Source organism: Streptomyces poriticola (assembly GCF_036689765.1).
GTDB lineage: Bacteria > Actinomycetota > Actinomycetes > Streptomycetales > Streptomycetaceae > Streptomyces > Streptomyces poriticola.
This window is the reverse complement of sequence record NZ_JBAGKH010000003.1, coordinates 433,277-448,603: the sequence shown is the minus strand read 5'-3', so window position 1 is coordinate 448,603 and position 15,327 is coordinate 433,277. Positions and strand designations below refer to the sequence as shown.

Here is a 15,327-nt window from a genome sequence, read left to right as displayed (position 1 = left end):
GCTCAAACGTTCCCACACGCCGTCCGGCTGCGATTCGGTCACATCACTTGTGTGGGTGATGTGAAGGGGCTGAGGATGCGTCATGCATCTCGTACGTCTCCGCCGCACCCTCGGCACCACCGCCCTGCTCGCCGCCTCCTCGCTCGTGCTGGCCGGCTGCGGCAGCGGTGACGGCAGCACGACGGCGGACGAAGGGCCTGCGTCGGCCGCCCCCGTGCAGGCCTCGGCGACCACCGGCAGCACGCCGAGCCCGACCCCCACGCCGACCCCGACCCCCACGCCGACCCCGACCCCCACGCCGACCCCTCCTCCGGCCGCCGCCACGCTGCCGGACCAGACCGGCCGGACGATCGGCTCGGCCGTCTCCGCGGCGAAGTCGGCGGGCCTGGCCCACGCCGTCTACCTCCAGGACACCGGCCTGACCCTGGACGGCGGCGGACAACGGGCCTCCTCCTGGCGGACCGGCGAGGAGGTCTGCGGCCAGATCGACGACCCCGACGACCTGAACGGCTCCTTCGACGTGGCGTTCACCGTCCCGCGCGACGGCCGCGACTGCGCCGGGGAACTGCTGCACACGCCGGCACCGGCACCGACGCCGGCGGAGACCCGCACGTCCGGGTCGGGCGGCGGCTCGTCGGGCGGCGGCTCGACCGGGGGCGGCGGCAGCCAGGACTGCGCGATCATGAGCCCGGCCGGCAACTGCTACGCCGACGGTCAGTTCTGCGCGAAGCGGCACCGCGGACTGAGCACCCACGGACGCGGTGGCGAGTACCTCACCTGCAGCAGGGACAGCGCCGGCCGCTGGCGCTGGTCGGACGGTGTCCCCGGCTGACGACGCAGCCGGCCGCCGCGCTCAGGCCACCTTCCGGGCCGCGTACTCCGGGATCTCCGCCATCGGCGGCCGCTCCTCGGTGTCCACCGAGTAGGTGCGTGGCTCGAAACCGTCCTCCGCACGCTCGAACTGGGTGAGGGAGGGCCGGACGAGGTGGCCGCGGGCCAGCCGGAGCTGGGCGGTGCGGTAGATCGCGGCGGCCATCCGGCCCAGGGCCTGGCCGTCCTGGTGCCGGTGCTTGCGCACCCCGACGTCCACCTGGGCCAGGGCGTCCAGCCCCGCCAGGTGCAGGGCGTCGACCAGCATCCCCAGCTCCACGCCGTAGCCGACGGGGAAGGGCAGCTGCTCCAGCAGGGACCGGCGGGCCGCGTACTCGCCGCCCAGCGGCTGGACGAAGCCGGCCAGCTGGGGCCAGTGCATGTTCAGCAGCGGACGCGCCATGAGCTCGGTGACCCGGCCGCCCTGACCGGGCGCGCCGCCCAGCGGACGGTCGTACATGGCCTTGACCAGCGCCACCTCCGGGTCGGTGAGCAGCGGGCCGACGATCCCGGAGACGAAGTCGGAGGAGAACTCGCGCAGGTCGGCGTCGACGAAGCAGACGATGTCACCGCCGGTGACCAGCAGCGACCGCCACAGCACCTCGCCCTTGCCGGGCACCGCCGGGATCCGGGGCAGGATCGCGTCCCGGTGGACGACCCGGGCCCCGGCCGCCGCGGCCACCTGCGCCGTGCGGTCGGTCGAGCCGGAGTCGACGACCACGATCTCGTCGACCAGCGGCACCTGCTCCACCAGGTCGTGGCGGAGGACCGCGACGATGTCGCCGACGGTCTCCTCCTCGTTCAGGGCGGGGAGCACGACGCTGACCGACTGGCCGGTGGCGCGTTTGGCCGTCATGATCTGGTGCAGCGGCCGGTCGCTCACGGACCAGGAGCGTGCGATCAGCCAGCGCTCGACTTCTTCCAGCACGATCAGCGGCTCCTCCCTGTCGGACCGGCACGCGTGCGTGCCGCCCGTCTCGCGGTTCGGACGACTATCTCAATGGTCCTGGCCTTCGGTTACAGTCTTGAACAACGCGGATGACCGTCGCATGTCGGGGTCACCGCGGCCACAACCGCATACAGCTCATCCAGAGGGGCAGAGGGACACGGCCCGATGAAGCCCCGGCAACCCTCCAGCCGGTACTCGTAGACCGCTGCCGATCTCGGCGCGACAGGTCTCCGCGAGGCTCCCGGCTCGGGAAGGTGCCAAGTCCGTCTCACGGCGAGATGCGTCGTGGGGAAGATGAGGAGAAAGGGCCTCGCCTCACATGGCTGTGCAGACTGTTGCAACCGACACCGACACCGACACCGACTCCGCCGCCTCCGCCGTGGATCTCGGTCCCGCCGCGGCGCTCTCCTGCCGCGAGTGCGGCCACCGCGTGCCGCTCGGCCCGGTCTTCGCCTGCGAGGAGTGTTTCGGCCCGCTGGAGATCGCCTACGACTTCTCCGCCTACGACACGGAGGAGCTGCGGGCGCGTATCGAGGCCGGCCCCGCGAACATCTGGCGTTACGCACCGCTGCTGCCCGTCCCGGCGGACGTGGCCGGCAAGCCGAACCTCAACCCCGGCTGGACCAAGCTGGTCGAGGCCGGCAACCTCGCCCGCGAACTGGGGATCACCGGCGGGCTCTACATCAAGGACGACTCCGGCAACCCGACCCACTCCTTCAAGGACCGGGTCGTCGCCCAGGCGCTGGAGGCCGCCCGGGTCTTCGGCTTCACCACGCTGTCCTGCTCCTCCACCGGCAACCTGGCCGGCGCCGTCGGTGCCGCCGCCGCCCGCGCCGGCTTCCGCTCCTGCGTGTTCATCCCGCACGACCTGGAGCAGGGCAAGGTCGTCATGGCCGCGGTGTACGGCGGTGAACTCGTCGGCATCGAGGGCAATTACGACGACGTGAACCGCTTCTGCTCCGAGCTGATCGGCGACCCGGCCGGCGAGGGCTGGGGCTTCGTCAACGTCAATCTGCGGCCGTACTACGCGGAGGGGTCGAAGACCCTGGCGTACGAGATCTGCGAGCAGCTCGGCTGGCAGCTGCCCGACCAGATCGTCGTCCCGATCGCCTCCGGCTCGCAGCTCACGAAGATCGACAAGGGGCTGCAGGAACTGATCAGGCTCGGGCTGGTGGAGGACCGGCCGTACAAGATCTTCGGCGCGCAGGCCGCGGGCTGCTCACCGGTGTCCGCGGCCTTCAAGGCCGGCCACGACGTGGTACGCCCCCAGAAGCCGGACACCATCGCCAAGTCGCTGGCCATCGGCAATCCGGCGGACGGGCCGTACGTCCTCGACATCGCCCGGCGTACGGGTGGTGCGGTGGAGGACGTGACGGACGAGCAGGTCGTCGATGCGATCAAGCTGCTGGCGCGGACCGAGGGGATCTTCGCGGAGACCGCGGGGGGTGTGACGGTCGGCGTCACGAAGAAGCTGATCGAGAACGGTCTCCTCGACCCGGCCCGGTCCACGGTGGTCCTCAACACGGGTGACGGCCTGAAGACGCTGGACGCGGTGGCGGGCACCGGGCTCACCGCGACGATCCGCCCGAACCTCGACGCGTTCCATGAGGCCGGTCTCGCGTAACAGCCGCCTGTACGGCGTCCGCGGGCCGGGCGGGGGCCGGCCGCGCGCCCGGGCGGCGGCAGCCGCACATCCACCACAGCCCCGCGCCCCCGGGGCGCTACCCGACCGGAGGTCACCAGCAATGAGCGTCACCGTCCGCATCCCCACCATCCTGCGCACCTACACCGGCGGCCGGGCCGAGGTGAGCGCCGAGGGGACGACCCTCGCGCAGGTCATCGAGGACCTGGAGAAGAACCACACCGGGATCGCTGCGCGGGTCCTGGACGACCAGGGCAAGCTGCGCCGCTTCGTCAACGTCTACGTCAACGACGACGACGTCCGGTTCGAGCAGGGCCTCGAGACGGCGACCCCGGACGGGGCCGGAGTCTCCATCATCCCGGCGGTCGCCGGCGGCTGACCGGAACGTCCGTTACCAACGGTAATGTTGGTGACATAGGGTTTTCCCTATTGCCCCCTCCGTGAGAGATGCGGAGGGGGCAATTCCGTGTGATTGAGCGCGGTACAGTTGGGGAACGCGCTCCGGATCGTGCGGTCGGAAGCCCTGAATTCCTGCCGCACGCCCGACAAGATGCAGCCAAACTCCGGGTGTCTTTCGCGGCTTTTGCTCCGTTCGCCCGGCCCGACTTGCCCCGGAATCGCACGAATTCTCGCCACATTCCGGACCGGGTGCGTCCAGAATTCTCGTCCGATTGACCTGTTGCAGACGGCAGTTGGACAGATACATTCAGCCGCGGTCGACGCGTTCCGGCGCACGCCCCCAACCGTTGGGGGGTGAGGTCTGACCCGGATCCGCGAAGTGCGGATCTGTGCAAGGGCCAGTAATAGGGGAGTTAGGCATGGCTCAGGGCACCGTCAAGTGGTTCAACGCGGAGAAGGGGTACGGCTTCATCGCGGTCGACGGTGGTGCGGATGTTTTCGTCCACTACAGCGCGATCCAGATGGACGGCTACCGCACCCTGGAAGAGGGCCAGCGGGTCGAGTTCGAGATCTCGCAGGGTCAGAAGGGCCCGCAGGCCGACATGGTTCGCGTCACCGCCTGAAACGCGCGGTCAACCGCAGCGAACGGTCTTCATCGGAGGGCCCGCACCCGCCCGGGTGCGGGCCCTCCGGCATGCCCGGGCCCGCACCTCGACGAGCCCGCTTCGCGGGCGCACCTTGCGCCCACCCGTCACCCGGCCACCACCCCTCAATGAGCCCGCTTCGCGGGCGCACCTTGCACTCGGGGGGCGCGAGTGCTAATCATTGGCGTTAGCACTCTGAAGGTGAGAGTGACAGCGAAGGACCGGGTCGGTGAGGCCCGTGGGCCGGGTGGGGCAAGGAACCACGAGGCCCGCGAGCCGTCCGTCGCGGGCGCGGGCGCGGTCCGAAGGAATCACCCCCAGTCCTGGAGGGACCACTTCACATGGCCAAGATCATCGCGTTCGACGAGGAGGCGCGGCGCGGCCTCGAGCGCGGCATGAACCAGCTCGCGGACGCCGTCAAGGTGACCCTCGGCCCCAAGGGCCGCAACGTCGTCCTCGAGAAGAAGTGGGGCGCCCCCACGATCACCAACGACGGTGTCTCCATCGCCAAGGAGATCGAGCTCGAGGACCCGTACGAGAAGATCGGCGCCGAGCTGGTCAAGGAAGTCGCCAAGAAGACGGACGACGTCGCCGGTGACGGTACGACCACCGCGACCGTGCTCGCCCAGGCCCTGGTCAAGGAGGGCCTGCGCAACGTCGCCGCCGGCGCCAACCCGATGGCCCTGAAGCGCGGTATCGAGAAGGCCGTCGAGGCCGTCTCCGCCGCCCTGCTCGAGCAGGCGAAGGACGTCGAGACCAAGGAGCAGATCGCCTCCACGGCCTCCATCTCCGCCGCCGACACCCAGATCGGCGAGCTCATCGCCGAGGCCATGGACAAGGTCGGCAAGGAAGGCGTCATCACCGTCGAGGAGTCCCAGACCTTCGGTCTGGAGCTCGAGCTCACCGAGGGTATGCGCTTCGACAAGGGCTACATCTCGGCGTACTTCGCCACCGACATGGAGCGTATGGAGGCCGTCCTCGACGACCCGTACATCCTGATCGCCAACTCCAAGATCTCCAACGTCAAGGACCTGCTCCCGCTCCTGGAGAAGGTCATGCAGTCGGGCAAGCCGCTGCTGATCATCGCCGAGGACGTCGAGGGCGAGGCCCTGTCGACCCTGGTCGTCAACAAGATCCGCGGCACCTTCAAGTCCGTCGCCGTCAAGGCCCCGGGCTTCGGCGACCGCCGCAAGGCCATGCTCGGCGACATCGCCATCCTCACCGGCGGCGAGGTCATCTCCGAGGAGGTCGGCCTCAAGCTGGAGAACGCGACCCTGGACCTCCTGGGCCGCGCCCGCAAGGTCGTCATCACCAAGGACGAGACCACCATCGTCGACGGTGCCGGCTCGACCGACCAGGTCAACGGCCGGGTCAACCAGATCCGCGCCGAGATCGAGAACAGCGACTCGGACTACGACCGCGAGAAGCTCCAGGAGCGTCTGGCGAAGCTGGCCGGCGGCGTGGCCGTCATCAAGGCCGGTGCCGCCACCGAGGTCGAGCTCAAGGAGCGCAAGCACCGCATCGAGGACGCCGTCCGCAACGCCAAGGCGGCCGTCGAGGAGGGCATCGTCGCCGGTGGTGGCGTGGCCCTGCTGCAGGCTTCCCAGGTCTTCGAGAAGCTGGAGCTCGAGGGTGACGAGGCGACCGGCGCCAACGCCGTGAAGCTCGCCCTGGAGGCCCCGCTGAAGCAGATCGCCGTCAACGGCGGTCTCGAGGGCGGCGTCGTCGTGGAGAAGGTCCGCAACCTGCAGGTCGGCCACGGCCTGAACGCCGCGAGCGGCGAGTACGTCGACATGATCGCCGAGGGCATCATCGACCCGGCGAAGGTGACCCGTTCCGCGCTGCAGAACGCCGCCTCCATCGCCGCGCTGTTCCTCACCACCGAGGCCGTCATCGCCGACAAGCCGGAGAAGGCCGCCGCGGCCGGTGCCCCGGGCGGCATGCCGGGCGGTGACATGGACTTCTGATCCTTCCGAGGATCGGTACCGTCCTTCCGTACCGAGGGCGGCACTCCTGGAATTCCACCAGGGGCGCCGCCCTCGGGCGTGTCCGGGATCACTCCGGGCGGCGGGCCGGGGCCGGAATGCCTGCGCGGGAGTGCTGGTTGACGAGGGGGACAGTCTATGCACACGCACATACCGTGCGGTCAGTACTCGATCCCCCGAGGAGCACTCACGTGACCGTCACCGCCTCCGAAGCCGCCTCCCGCGCGGCGCAGATCCTGGCCCGCCCGGCCACCATCAACGGCCTCACCGTCCCGAACCGTATCGCGATGGCGCCGATGACCCGGATGTTCTCGCCCGGCGGCATCCCCGGCGACGACGTGGTCTCGTACTACGCCCGCCGCGCCGCCGCCGGCGTCGGACTGATCGTCACCGAGGGCACCTACGTGGGCCACGACTCGGCCGGGCAGAGCGACCGGGTGCCCCGGTTCCACGGTGCGGAGCAGCTCGCGGGCTGGGCGAGGGTGGCCGAGGCGGTGCACGCCGCGGGCGGCACGATCGTGCCGCAGCTGTGGCACATCGGCATGGTCCGCAACCAGGACGACCCGCCCGTCGCCGGCGCCCCCGCGGTCGGCCCCTCCGGTCTGCGCATCGGCGCGGACGAGGCCACCGGCCGGGCGATGACCCAGCACGACGTGGACGAGGTGATCGGCGCCTTCGCCGAGGCCGCCGCGGACGCCGAGCGGATCGGCTTCGACGGTGTGGAGATCCACGGGGCGCACGGCTACCTCGTCGACCAGTTCCTGTGGGCGGGTACCAACCGCCGCACCGACGCCTACGGCGGCGACCCGGTGGCCCGCACCCGGTTCGCGGCGGAGATCGTGGCCGCGGTGCGCGAGCGGGTCTCGCCGGACTTCCCCGTCCTCTTCCGCTACTCGCAGTGGAAGCAGGAGGCCTACGACGCCCGCCTCGCCGACACCCCCGAGGAGCTGGAGGCGATCCTCACCCCGCTCGCCGCGGCCGGCGTCGACGCCTTCCACGCCTCCACCCGCCGCTACTGGCTCCCGGAGTTCGACGGCTCCGACCTCAACCTGGCCGGCTGGACGAAGAAGCTGACCGGCAAGCCGGCCATCACCGTCGGCTCGGTCGGCCTGGACGGCGACTTCATCAAGGCCTTCCAGGGCCAGGGCGCCGAGGTGGGAAGCCTCGACAACCTCCTGGACCGCCTGGAGCGCGAGGAGTTCGACCTGGTGGCCGTCGGCCGCGCGCTGCTGCAGGACCCGCAGTGGGCCGAGAAGGTTCTCGCCGGCCGGGTCGGTGAACTGGCCCCGTACGACCCGGCGGCACTGAAGACCCTCAGCTGAGCGGTGACTTACCGCCGCGTACAGTCCGAGGGATGACGACGACTCGACCCGTGGAACCCGTGGAACACGTGGTGGGCACCGCCGCCGGCGCGGTGCGCGGACGCTGGGAGGACGGCGTGGCCGTCTTCCGCGGCATCCCGTATGCGCAGCCGCCGGTCGGCGGTGCCCGGTTCGCGGCGCCGCGCCCGCCCCGGCCGTGGGACGGCATACGCGACGCCGATGCCTTCGGCCCGCCCGCCCCGCAGGAGGCGGGCGCGCTGGGCGCCACCGCCCCGGTCCTGCCGGCGGGCGACGAGTGGCTGACCGTCAACGTCTGGACCCCGGATCCCGACCCGGCCGCCCACCGCCCGGTGATGGTGTGGATCCACGGCGGTGCCTACAAGCTCGGCCACTCCGGCAGCCCCGGCTACGACGCCCGCCTGATCGCCCGCGACGGCGACACCGTGGTCGTCACCCTCAACTACCGCCTCGGCATCGAGGGCTTCGCCCGGATCGAGGGGGCGCCCGCCAACCTCGGGCTGCTGGACCAGGTGGCGGCGCTGGAGTGGGTACGGGACAACATCGCCGGATTCGGCGGCGACCCCGGCCGGGTCACGGTGTTCGGCGAGTCGGCGGGAGCGGGCTCCGTCGCCGCGCTGCTGGCCATGCCGCGGGCCGAAGGGCTGTTCCGGCGGGCCATCGCCCAGAGCGTGCCGGGCACCTACTTCTCCGACGAGCTGGCCCGCGACATGGCCGCGGCCCTCGCCGCCGAGGCGGGCCTGCGCCCGACCGCCGCCGACCTGTCCACGACGGACCCGCGGGAACTCCCGGCGGCGGGCGAGGCGCTGGCTGCGAAGATGCACCGGTACACCGACCGCTGGGGCCGGGCCGCCCCCACCCGCACCCCCTTCGCCCCCGTCGTCGACGGGGAGATCCTGCCGACCGCCCCCTGGCGGGCGCTGGCCGCGGGCGCGGCACGCGACGTGGAACTGGTCGTCGGCCACAACCGCGACGAGTTCCGGCTGTTCACGGCGATGGCCGGGCACCTGGGCCAGGCCTCCGAGGAGCAGGCCGCCCGGACCCTGCGGCTGTACGCGCCGGGCGCGGACGGCGAGTCGGCGTACCGCTCGGCGTTCCCCGACGCGACCCCGGGCGAGCTGCACGAACGCGTCCAGACCGACTGGCTGTTCGCCCTGCCGTCGCTCCGGCTGGCCGAGGCCCAGGGGACCGGCGGGGGCCGCGCCCATGTCTACGAGCTGACGCTCCCCGCGCCGGGCGGCGGCCCGCTGGGCGCCTGCCACGCGCTGGACCTGCCCCTGCTCTTCGGCACCTTCGGCGCCGACCTCGGCCTGCTGTTCTTCGCGGGCACGGAGCCGAGCCCGCAGGTCCGGGAACTGTCGGCGTTCATGCGCCGCGCCTGGACGGCGTTCGCGGCGACCGGCGACCCCGGCTGGCCCGCCTACGACCCGGAGCGCCGGCGGGTGCAGATCCTGGACGCGGAGCCGACGGTCGCACCCTACCCGGAGGAGACCTCCCGACGCCTGTGGGAGGGCACGGAGTTCGGCCCGCTGCCGCTGCTGGGGGGCCGGGAAGGTCAGGGCATCGGTTCGGCGTCCGTGCGTACCGGGGTGCCCCACACCCGGAGCACCTCGTAGTCGGTGAACTCGTGGACCAGGCGGTAGGCCGGCGCCGGGCGCGGGCCGCGGCGCTGGGCCGCGATGAACAGCTCCGCCTCGCGGCGGTCGCGGCGCGGGGTGCCGCACAGCTGCCACACCTGGCCCGTCCACAGCTCGGGCAGCCAGCGCTGCTGGGGCTGGGGACGGTCGCCCCGCACTCCGTACCGGGACTGGGCGGGCTCGGCGGGCCGCGGACGGGGGGCCGGGCCGTTGAACTCCGCGCGGCGGGCCGCCCGGCGGCGGGTCTCGCAGAGCAGGCACAGGTCGGGGGCGCTCTCGTCGACCGGGCCGGTCGGATGCTCCGGGCAGCGGGTGGCCGGGGCGGTCGTGGTGACGCTCTCCTCCAGCAGGTCCAGGGCGCGGCGCAGATCCGCCCCGACCTCGTGCAGCCGCGCGTCGGGGGTGTCGGTGGTCAGGGACTCGCCGTGCTCACCGAGGAGGCGCAGGGCGCGGCCGAGAGCGGTCAGCTGGGCGTGGTTCATGGGTCTCAGAATCGCACACGGCACTGACACTCCCGAGCCCGAAGAAGTACGTCGCCGCGAAGCCGACCGCGTAGCCGGTCAGCAGACCGCCCGCGTAGACGGCCAAGGTCAGCCACGGACCGCCGTCCCCGGCCAGCAGCGGGAACAGGGCCCACCCGGACGGTCCGATCGCGGTCGCCCCCACCTCCGTGCCGAGCATCGCGAACCAGCCGACGAAGGCGCCGCCCGCCGCCCCGCCCACGCAGGCGGTGAGGAAAGGGCGGCCGAGCGGGAGGGAGACACCGTAGATCAGCGGTTCGCCCACGCCCAGCAGACCCGCCGGGAGCGCCGATCTGATCGTCGTACGCATCGACGCGTCATGGCGCATGCGGACGTAGACGGCCGCCGCGGCGCCTACCTGGCCCGCGCCCGCCATCGCCAGGACGGGCAGCAGAACGGTGTGACCCTGCTGGTCGATGAGGGTGGTGTGGAGCGGGATCAGCGCCTGGTGCAGGCCGAGCATCACCAGGGGCAGGAAGAGGCCGCCGAGCAGCAGCCCGGCCGCCGCGCCCGCCGTCGTCAGCAGCCAGTTCGCCGCGGTGCCCACGGCCGAGGACACCGCACCGGCCGCCGCCATCAGGGCGTACAGCGTGATCAGGCCGGAGACCAGGACCGTCAGGGTGGGAGTGAGGAGGACGTCCAGGGTGCCGGGGAGGCGGGCGCGGCACCACTTCTCCACGTAGGTGCCCAGCAGCGCCGCCGCGAGTGCACCGAGGACGCCGCCCTGACCGGGGGAGAGCGCCGTGCCGAACGCCGTCACCTGGGCGACTCCCGGATACACCACCACGGCCGCGACCGCGCCGCCCAGCACCGGGGTGCCGCCGAACTCCTTCGCCGTGTGGTGGCCGACGAACACCGCGATCAGCGCCATGAACGCGGAGGAGAGCGCGGTCAGCGCGGGCGTCAGGCCCGGCAGCCAGCCCAGGTTGCGCAGCAGGCCCGCCAGCCCGGCCAGGATGCCGCAGCCGATCAGTGCCGGGATGAGCGGCACGAACACGTTCGCGATCCGGCGCAGCGCGTTCTTGACCGGGGTGCTGTTGCGCTGCCTGCGGGCCGCGCGCAACTCGGCTCCCCGCTCCGCCAGTTGCCCCGCCAGCTGCCCGGGCGCGGCCGGCGCGTCGGGTGTCGCCGGTTCCTCCGGAGCCGCCGGCGCTCCGAGCAGTTCCCCGAACGCCTCCGCCACCCGCCCGACCACGCCCGGCCCCAGCACGATCTGGTACGACTCCCCGTCCTCGACCACGCCGAGCACGCCGCCGAGCGCGCGCAGCTCCGCCTCCCGTACCCGGGAGCGGTCGGCGAGGACCAGACGCAGCCGGGTCATGCAGTGGGCGACGGAGACGACGTTGGCGGGGCCGCCGACCAGCGGGAGGAGCGCGGCGGCCGCGGAGCGGGGGTCCTGGTGCACCCCCCGAGCCTGCGGCTCAGCCCCGGGCCGCTGCCAGCGCGGCGCGCAGATGGCCGCCGGAGTCCTCCAGAAGGCGGGCGGCCGTCGGGCCGTCCACATCCGCCAGCAGGGTCAGGACGGCGTGCTTCACCTCGCCGTCGGTGGCGGCCAGCGCCCGCTCGACATCCCGCTCGGCGGCGCCGGTGGCCAGCGCGACGATCCGCCGTGAGCGGGCGCGCAGCTTCTCGTTGGAGGCGCGCACGTCGACCATCAGGTTCCCGAACGTCTTGCCCAGCCGGATCATGGTGATCGTCGACAGCATGTTGAGGACCAGCTTCTGTGCCGTGCCGGCCTTCAGCCGGGTGGAGCCGGTGATCAGCTCCGGGCCGACGACCACCTCGAGGCCGTGCTCGGCGGCGGCGGCGAGCGCGCTGCCCTTGTTGCAGGCCACGCCGATCGTCAGGGCACCGCGCGTGCGGGCGTGCTGCACGGCGCCGAGCGCGTACGGCGTGCGGCCGGAGGCGGAGACGCCGACCACCGTGTCCTCGGCGGTGAGCCCGAGCGCGTCGAGGTCGGCGCGGGCCAGCTCGCCGGAGTCCTCGGCGCCCTCGACGGAGGTGACCATGGCCTGCGAGCCGCCGGCGATCAGGCCGACGACCTGTCCGGGGGTGGTGTTGAAGGTCGGCGGGCACTCGGAGGCGTCCAGGACGCCGAGCCGGCCCGCGGTGCCGGCGCCCGCGTAGACCAGTCGGCCGCCGCGGGACATGCGGGCCGCCACGGCGTCGATCGCGGCGGCGATCTCCGGCAGCCGCTCGGCGACCGCGGCGGGCACACCGGCGTCCTCGCCGTTCATCAGCCGCGCGATGTCGAGCGTGGCCAGCTGGTCGATCTCGGCCAGCTCGGGCCGGAAGGCCTCGGTGGTCAGGGTCTCCAGCTGGGTACGCAGGTCGACGTGACGGGGGGTGGCAGTCATGGCGTGGCGTCTCTTTCCGGTGTCGTCTTCATGCTGGGCGGGGCGGCGTCCCGGGCGCGGCGCGGTGCCGGTGTGCGGCTCCGCCGCGTGGGCGCGACCGGGTCACGGCGGGCCGGCGGCAGGCTGCGGCGGGCAGGCCCTACGGCCTGCCGCGAGGCCCCCCGTGCCGGTGGGCCAGCGCCTCGTACGACGCCGCCAGCGCCGGGGCGGCCGTCTCGTACGTCCGCTGGGCCACCCCCATGAACAGGCAGTCCACCACCAGCAGCTGACTCGTCCGGGAGGACATCGCCGCCGGGCGCAGCTCGCTCTCCCGGGAGGTGGAGGTGGTCAGCACGTGGTCGGCGTACTGGGTGACCGGGCCGTCGGGGCGGCCGGTGACGGCGATCGTCGTCGCGCCGTGCTCGAAGGCGACCCGCAGCGGCTCGATGACGTCGCCGGTCGAACCCGAGTGGGTGACGGCGATGGCCACGTCCCCGGTGCGCAGCTGCACCGCGTTGGTGACGGCGAGGTGCGGATCGCTGTGGGCGTGGGCTATGAGCCCTATCCGCAGCAGCTTCTGGGTGAGGTCCTGGGCGACCAGGCCGGAGGCGCCGATGCCGTACACATCGGTGCGGCGGGCGGTGGCGAGCGCGGTGACGGCGGCGCCGAGCTGCACCGTGTCGAGGCCGGCGGCGGTGTCGGCGAGGGTCTGCTGCTCCTCGTAGGCGAGTTTGGCCACCACGTCGCCGATCGGGTCGTCGACCGCGATGTCGGTGGTGAGGGCGGGGGAGCGGCCGGACTGCTGCTGGGCGGCGAGCCCGGCGAGGGCGAGGCGCAGATCGCGGTAGCCGGGGTAGCCGAGCAGGCGCGCGGTGCGGACCACGGTGGCCTCGCTGGTGCCGGTGAGCTCGGCGAGGCCGGTGACCGTGAGGGCGGCGCAGCCGGCCGGGTCGCTCGCTACGGCCTCGGCGACCCGCTGCATGGAACGCGTCATCGACGGCGCCAGGGTGCGCACCTTGGCCGCGAGGGCGGCGGGCGCGGGGACGGCGGGCGCGGGGACGGAGGCCCGCGCGCCGCCGGGAGCGGACGCCCGTGAGAAAGTTTCCTTCACGTCATCGGTCATCTGTGAAAGATATTTTCGGTTCGGTGTCCGGGTCAAGAGCCCGCACAATGGGGGCATGGACCCCCTCAGCCCCTCGGAGCAGGCCCTGCACGCCGCACGCGCCCTCGTCCTCGCCGACCTGGTGGCCGGTGACGTGGCCGAGGCGGACGTGGTGTCGCTCGTCGAGGAGTCGGTCGTACACCGGCGGTGGTGGGTCGAGCAGTGGCCCGAGGGCGCCGAGTTCCTGGCCGGGCTGGTCGCGCAGGACGTGCAGGACGCGCTGCTGGAGAGGTACGGCCGCTGGCCGCTGTGCCCGGTGTGCGGCTCCGGTGACCCGCACGCGCTGGACGTGGAGCCGGAGCTGGGGCCGGACCCGCACTGGGTGTGCCCCAAGGCGGGCGTGAAGGTGGCGGCGCTTGGCTCGCTGGGCGCGCCCGGCGGAGCGGCGCCGCCCGCGTGACCCTCTACATCGACCCGCCGACCTGGCCCGGCCACGGCCGGATGTGGTCGCATCTGGTCAGCGACGTCTCCTATGACGAACTGCACGCGTTCGCCGCGGAGCTGGGCGTGCCCCGGCGCGCCTTCGACAGCGATCACTACGACCTGCCCGCCCACCGCTACCCGGACGCGGTGCGTGCCGGTGCGATGGAGGTCAGCAGCCGCGAGGTGGTGCGGCTGCTGCACGGGGCAGGCCTGCGCCGCCGCAAGCGCGGCGCGGGGCACGGAGACCGTCAGCCGCGGAACTCGTAGTCGAACTCCGCCGCGGCCCCCGCCGCCCCCTTCTCCGCCGTCTGTGCCGTCTCCGCCGTCTCCGCCGTCTCCGCCGTCTCTGCCGTCTCTGCCGTCTCCGCCGTCCCGTCCCCGCCCTGCCCGGGGACCCGGGTGAACCCGGCGCGGATGAGCACGCCCTGGGACGGGCGGTTGCCCGGCTCGGTCCGTGCACCCACGACCGTCACCTCCTCCTGCTCCACCGCCCGGGCCGACAGCAGGCGCAGCGCCTCCGTGGCGTACCCGTGCCCGCGGGCGGCCTCGGCCAGGTCGTAGCCGATCTCGACCCGGCCGTCCGGATCCGGCGGACCGTGGAACCCCATCGCGCCCACCGCGCGGTCGTCCTCCCGCCGCACGAGGACGAACATGCCCCACTCGGGCCGGTGCATGCCCTCCTCGTAGGCCTTCGCCACCAGTCCGGCACCCTCGCGGGTGCCCTCGACCGGCCCGCCCTCGACCCAGGCGAACCCGCCGTCGCCGCCGAGGGCGAGGTCGGCCGCCGCGGCCGGGGTGACGCCCTCCAGGGTGAGCCGGTCGCCCGGGTGGACGAGGTTGTTCTTCCAGCGCCACTCCGTCACCCGGGGGCGGCCGGGCAGTTCGCCGCGGCCGGTGGCCCACAGCAGGGTGCGCCAGGGGTCGGCCGCGGGCCGCACGTGCGGGAAGATCCGGGTCAGCACGTACGAGCACACCTCGGCGGGCGGCTCGAAGCCGGTCCCGAGCCCGTCGGCCATGTCATGGGTGTGCAGCAGTACCTCGGCGATGCCCATCGCGGCGAAGCCCTCGCGGCCGGCGCTGCCGAAGGGGTACGGGTGGAAGGCGCGGACGTCGCGGGGCGTGGTGCGGACGGCGGCGGCGAGCAGACCGCCCATCGCCTCGATCACCCGCAGCATGCCCTCGTCGCCGGTGCCGTCGTCGATGCTGAGGGCGAAGGGGACGTAGGAGTCGGCCGCTCGTCCGGTGAGCTGCGCGGCGTACCCGACCAGACACTCGGCGACATGGAGCGCGGTGTCCCGCACGCTCCAGTCCAGGCCGGCCGCCCGCACCTCGTCCCAGTCCCGGTCGGTCGCCGTCCGCAGCACCGCCACGGCGGATCCGACGGCCTCCGCCACCCGTTCCCCACCCGTATTCAGCATG

Annotated in this window: 15 protein-coding genes and 1 riboswitch; of the genes, 9 read left to right on the top strand and 6 right to left on the bottom strand. The window is 73.0% G+C overall.

The window, feature by feature from the left end; genetic code table 11:
• The first annotated feature begins 82 nt into the window (after positions 1-82).
• Positions 83-832, top strand: a complete 750-nt coding sequence (locus V5O46_RS07120; protein ID WP_332883575.1) for a hypothetical protein — start codon at positions 83-85, stop codon at positions 830-832.
• A 21-nt stretch (positions 833-853) separates the two neighbouring features.
• On the opposite strand, the gene V5O46_RS07115 is transcribed toward V5O46_RS07120, so the two are convergent.
• Positions 854-1,798 (bottom strand): glucosyl-3-phosphoglycerate synthase, encoded by a 945-nt coding sequence (locus V5O46_RS07115; RefSeq protein WP_332883574.1) that lies wholly within the window; start codon positions 1,796-1,798, stop codon positions 854-856.
• Between the two features lie 153 nt (positions 1,799-1,951).
• A riboswitch (SAM riboswitch) is annotated at positions 1,952-2,120 on the top strand.
• Between the two features lie 18 nt (positions 2,121-2,138).
• On the opposite strand from V5O46_RS07115, the gene thrC reads away from it, so the two are divergent.
• The 6 genes from thrC to V5O46_RS07085 all read left to right on the top strand — a co-directional run bounded on the left by thrC (position 2,139) and on the right by V5O46_RS07085 (position 9,445).
• The gene (gene thrC / locus V5O46_RS07110; RefSeq protein WP_332883573.1) at positions 2,139-3,443 is read left to right on the top strand and encodes a threonine synthase; all 1,305 of its coding nucleotides are present in this window, start codon (positions 2,139-2,141) and stop codon (positions 3,441-3,443) included.
• 121 nt (positions 3,444-3,564) lie between these two features.
• Complete coding sequence (locus tag V5O46_RS07105; RefSeq protein WP_332883572.1) at positions 3,565-3,840, top strand: MoaD/ThiS family protein; 276 nt, start codon at positions 3,565-3,567, stop codon at positions 3,838-3,840.
• A 439-nt stretch (positions 3,841-4,279) separates the two neighbouring features.
• Entirely contained in the window at positions 4,280-4,483 is a 204-nt protein-coding gene (locus V5O46_RS07100; RefSeq protein ID WP_004986573.1) for a cold-shock protein, read from the top strand.
• Positions 4,484-4,845: 362 nt separating this feature from the next.
• Positions 4,846-6,471, top strand: coding sequence for a chaperonin GroEL (groL, locus tag V5O46_RS07095; RefSeq protein WP_332883571.1), 1,626 nt, complete (start codon positions 4,846-4,848; stop codon positions 6,469-6,471).
• Positions 6,472-6,680: 209 nt separating this feature from the next.
• Positions 6,681-7,811 carry an NADH:flavin oxidoreductase gene (locus V5O46_RS07090; RefSeq protein WP_332883570.1) on the top strand — a complete coding sequence of 377 codons (1,131 nt, stop codon included), beginning with the start codon at positions 6,681-6,683 and terminating at the stop codon, positions 7,809-7,811.
• 32 nt (positions 7,812-7,843) lie between these two features.
• Entirely contained in the window at positions 7,844-9,445 is a 1,602-nt protein-coding gene (locus V5O46_RS07085) for a carboxylesterase/lipase family protein (protein ID WP_332883569.1), read from the top strand.
• Here the strand turns inward: V5O46_RS07085 and V5O46_RS07080 are convergent.
• The 4 genes from V5O46_RS07080 to V5O46_RS07065 all read right to left on the bottom strand — a co-directional run bounded on the left by V5O46_RS07080 (position 9,385) and on the right by V5O46_RS07065 (position 13,446).
• Positions 9,385-9,948, bottom strand: a complete 564-nt coding sequence (locus V5O46_RS07080) for a hypothetical protein (RefSeq protein ID WP_332883568.1) — start codon at positions 9,946-9,948, stop codon at positions 9,385-9,387. The two genes, V5O46_RS07085 and V5O46_RS07080, sit on opposite strands and share 61 nt — an antisense overlap.
• Positions 9,896-11,392, bottom strand: coding sequence for a PTS transporter subunit EIIC (locus tag V5O46_RS07075; RefSeq protein ID WP_332883567.1), 1,497 nt, complete (start codon positions 11,390-11,392; stop codon positions 9,896-9,898). The genes V5O46_RS07080 and V5O46_RS07075 overlap by 53 nt, the downstream gene beginning before the upstream one ends.
• Positions 11,393-11,408: 16 nt before the next feature.
• On the bottom strand, positions 11,409-12,344 hold the full coding sequence (murQ, locus tag V5O46_RS07070) for an N-acetylmuramic acid 6-phosphate etherase (RefSeq protein ID WP_332883566.1): 936 nt from the start codon (positions 12,342-12,344) through the stop codon (positions 11,409-11,411).
• A gap of 139 nt (positions 12,345-12,483) precedes the next feature.
• On the bottom strand, positions 12,484-13,446 hold the full coding sequence (locus tag V5O46_RS07065) for a MurR/RpiR family transcriptional regulator (protein ID WP_332883565.1): 963 nt from the start codon (positions 13,444-13,446) through the stop codon (positions 12,484-12,486).
• Positions 13,447-13,501: 55 nt separating this feature from the next.
• Here V5O46_RS07065 and V5O46_RS07060 point away from each other — a divergent pair, with 55 nt between their 5' ends.
• Both V5O46_RS07060 and V5O46_RS07055 read left to right on the top strand, forming a co-directional pair.
• Complete coding sequence (locus V5O46_RS07060) at positions 13,502-13,885, top strand: hypothetical protein (protein ID WP_332883564.1); 384 nt, start codon at positions 13,502-13,504, stop codon at positions 13,883-13,885.
• Entirely contained in the window at positions 13,882-14,175 is a 294-nt protein-coding gene (locus V5O46_RS07055) for a DUF4031 domain-containing protein (protein ID WP_332883563.1), read from the top strand. The genes V5O46_RS07060 and V5O46_RS07055 overlap by 4 nt, the downstream gene beginning before the upstream one ends.
• On the opposite strand, the gene V5O46_RS07050 is transcribed toward V5O46_RS07055, so the two are convergent.
• Positions 14,157-15,326 (bottom strand): GNAT family N-acetyltransferase, encoded by a 1,170-nt coding sequence (locus V5O46_RS07050; RefSeq protein WP_332883562.1) that lies wholly within the window; start codon positions 15,324-15,326, stop codon positions 14,157-14,159. The genes V5O46_RS07055 and V5O46_RS07050 overlap by 19 nt on opposite strands.
• Position 15,327 lies beyond the last annotated feature (1 nt).

What these genes read in the sequence shown, in the direction of transcription:
- V5O46_RS07120 (WP_332883575.1), top strand. Translation starts at nt 83, where the DNA reads ATGCATCTCGTACGTCTCCGCCGCACCCTCGGCACCACCGCCCTGCTC.
- thrC (WP_332883573.1), top strand. Translation starts at nt 2,139, where the DNA reads ATGGCTGTGCAGACTGTTGCAACCGACACCGACACCGACACCGACTCC.
- V5O46_RS07105 (WP_332883572.1), top strand. Translation starts at nt 3,565, where the DNA reads ATGAGCGTCACCGTCCGCATCCCCACCATCCTGCGCACCTACACCGGC.
- V5O46_RS07100 (WP_004986573.1), top strand. Translation starts at nt 4,280, where the DNA reads ATGGCTCAGGGCACCGTCAAGTGGTTCAACGCGGAGAAGGGGTACGGC.
- groL (WP_332883571.1), top strand. Translation starts at nt 4,846, where the DNA reads ATGGCCAAGATCATCGCGTTCGACGAGGAGGCGCGGCGCGGCCTCGAG.
- V5O46_RS07085 (WP_332883569.1), top strand. Translation starts at nt 7,844, where the DNA reads ATGACGACGACTCGACCCGTGGAACCCGTGGAACACGTGGTGGGCACC.
- V5O46_RS07080 (WP_332883568.1), bottom strand. Translation starts at nt 9,948, where the DNA reads ATGAACCACGCCCAGCTGACCGCTCTCGGCCGCGCCCTGCGCCTCCTC.
- murQ (WP_332883566.1), bottom strand. Translation starts at nt 12,344, where the DNA reads ATGACTGCCACCCCCCGTCACGTCGACCTGCGTACCCAGCTGGAGACC.
- V5O46_RS07065 (WP_332883565.1), bottom strand. Translation starts at nt 13,446, where the DNA reads ATGACCGATGACGTGAAGGAAACTTTCTCACGGGCGTCCGCTCCCGGC.
- V5O46_RS07060 (WP_332883564.1), top strand. Translation starts at nt 13,502, where the DNA reads ATGGACCCCCTCAGCCCCTCGGAGCAGGCCCTGCACGCCGCACGCGCC.
- V5O46_RS07050 (WP_332883562.1), bottom strand. Translation starts at nt 15,326, where the DNA reads ATGCTGAATACGGGTGGGGAACGGGTGGCGGAGGCCGTCGGATCCGCC.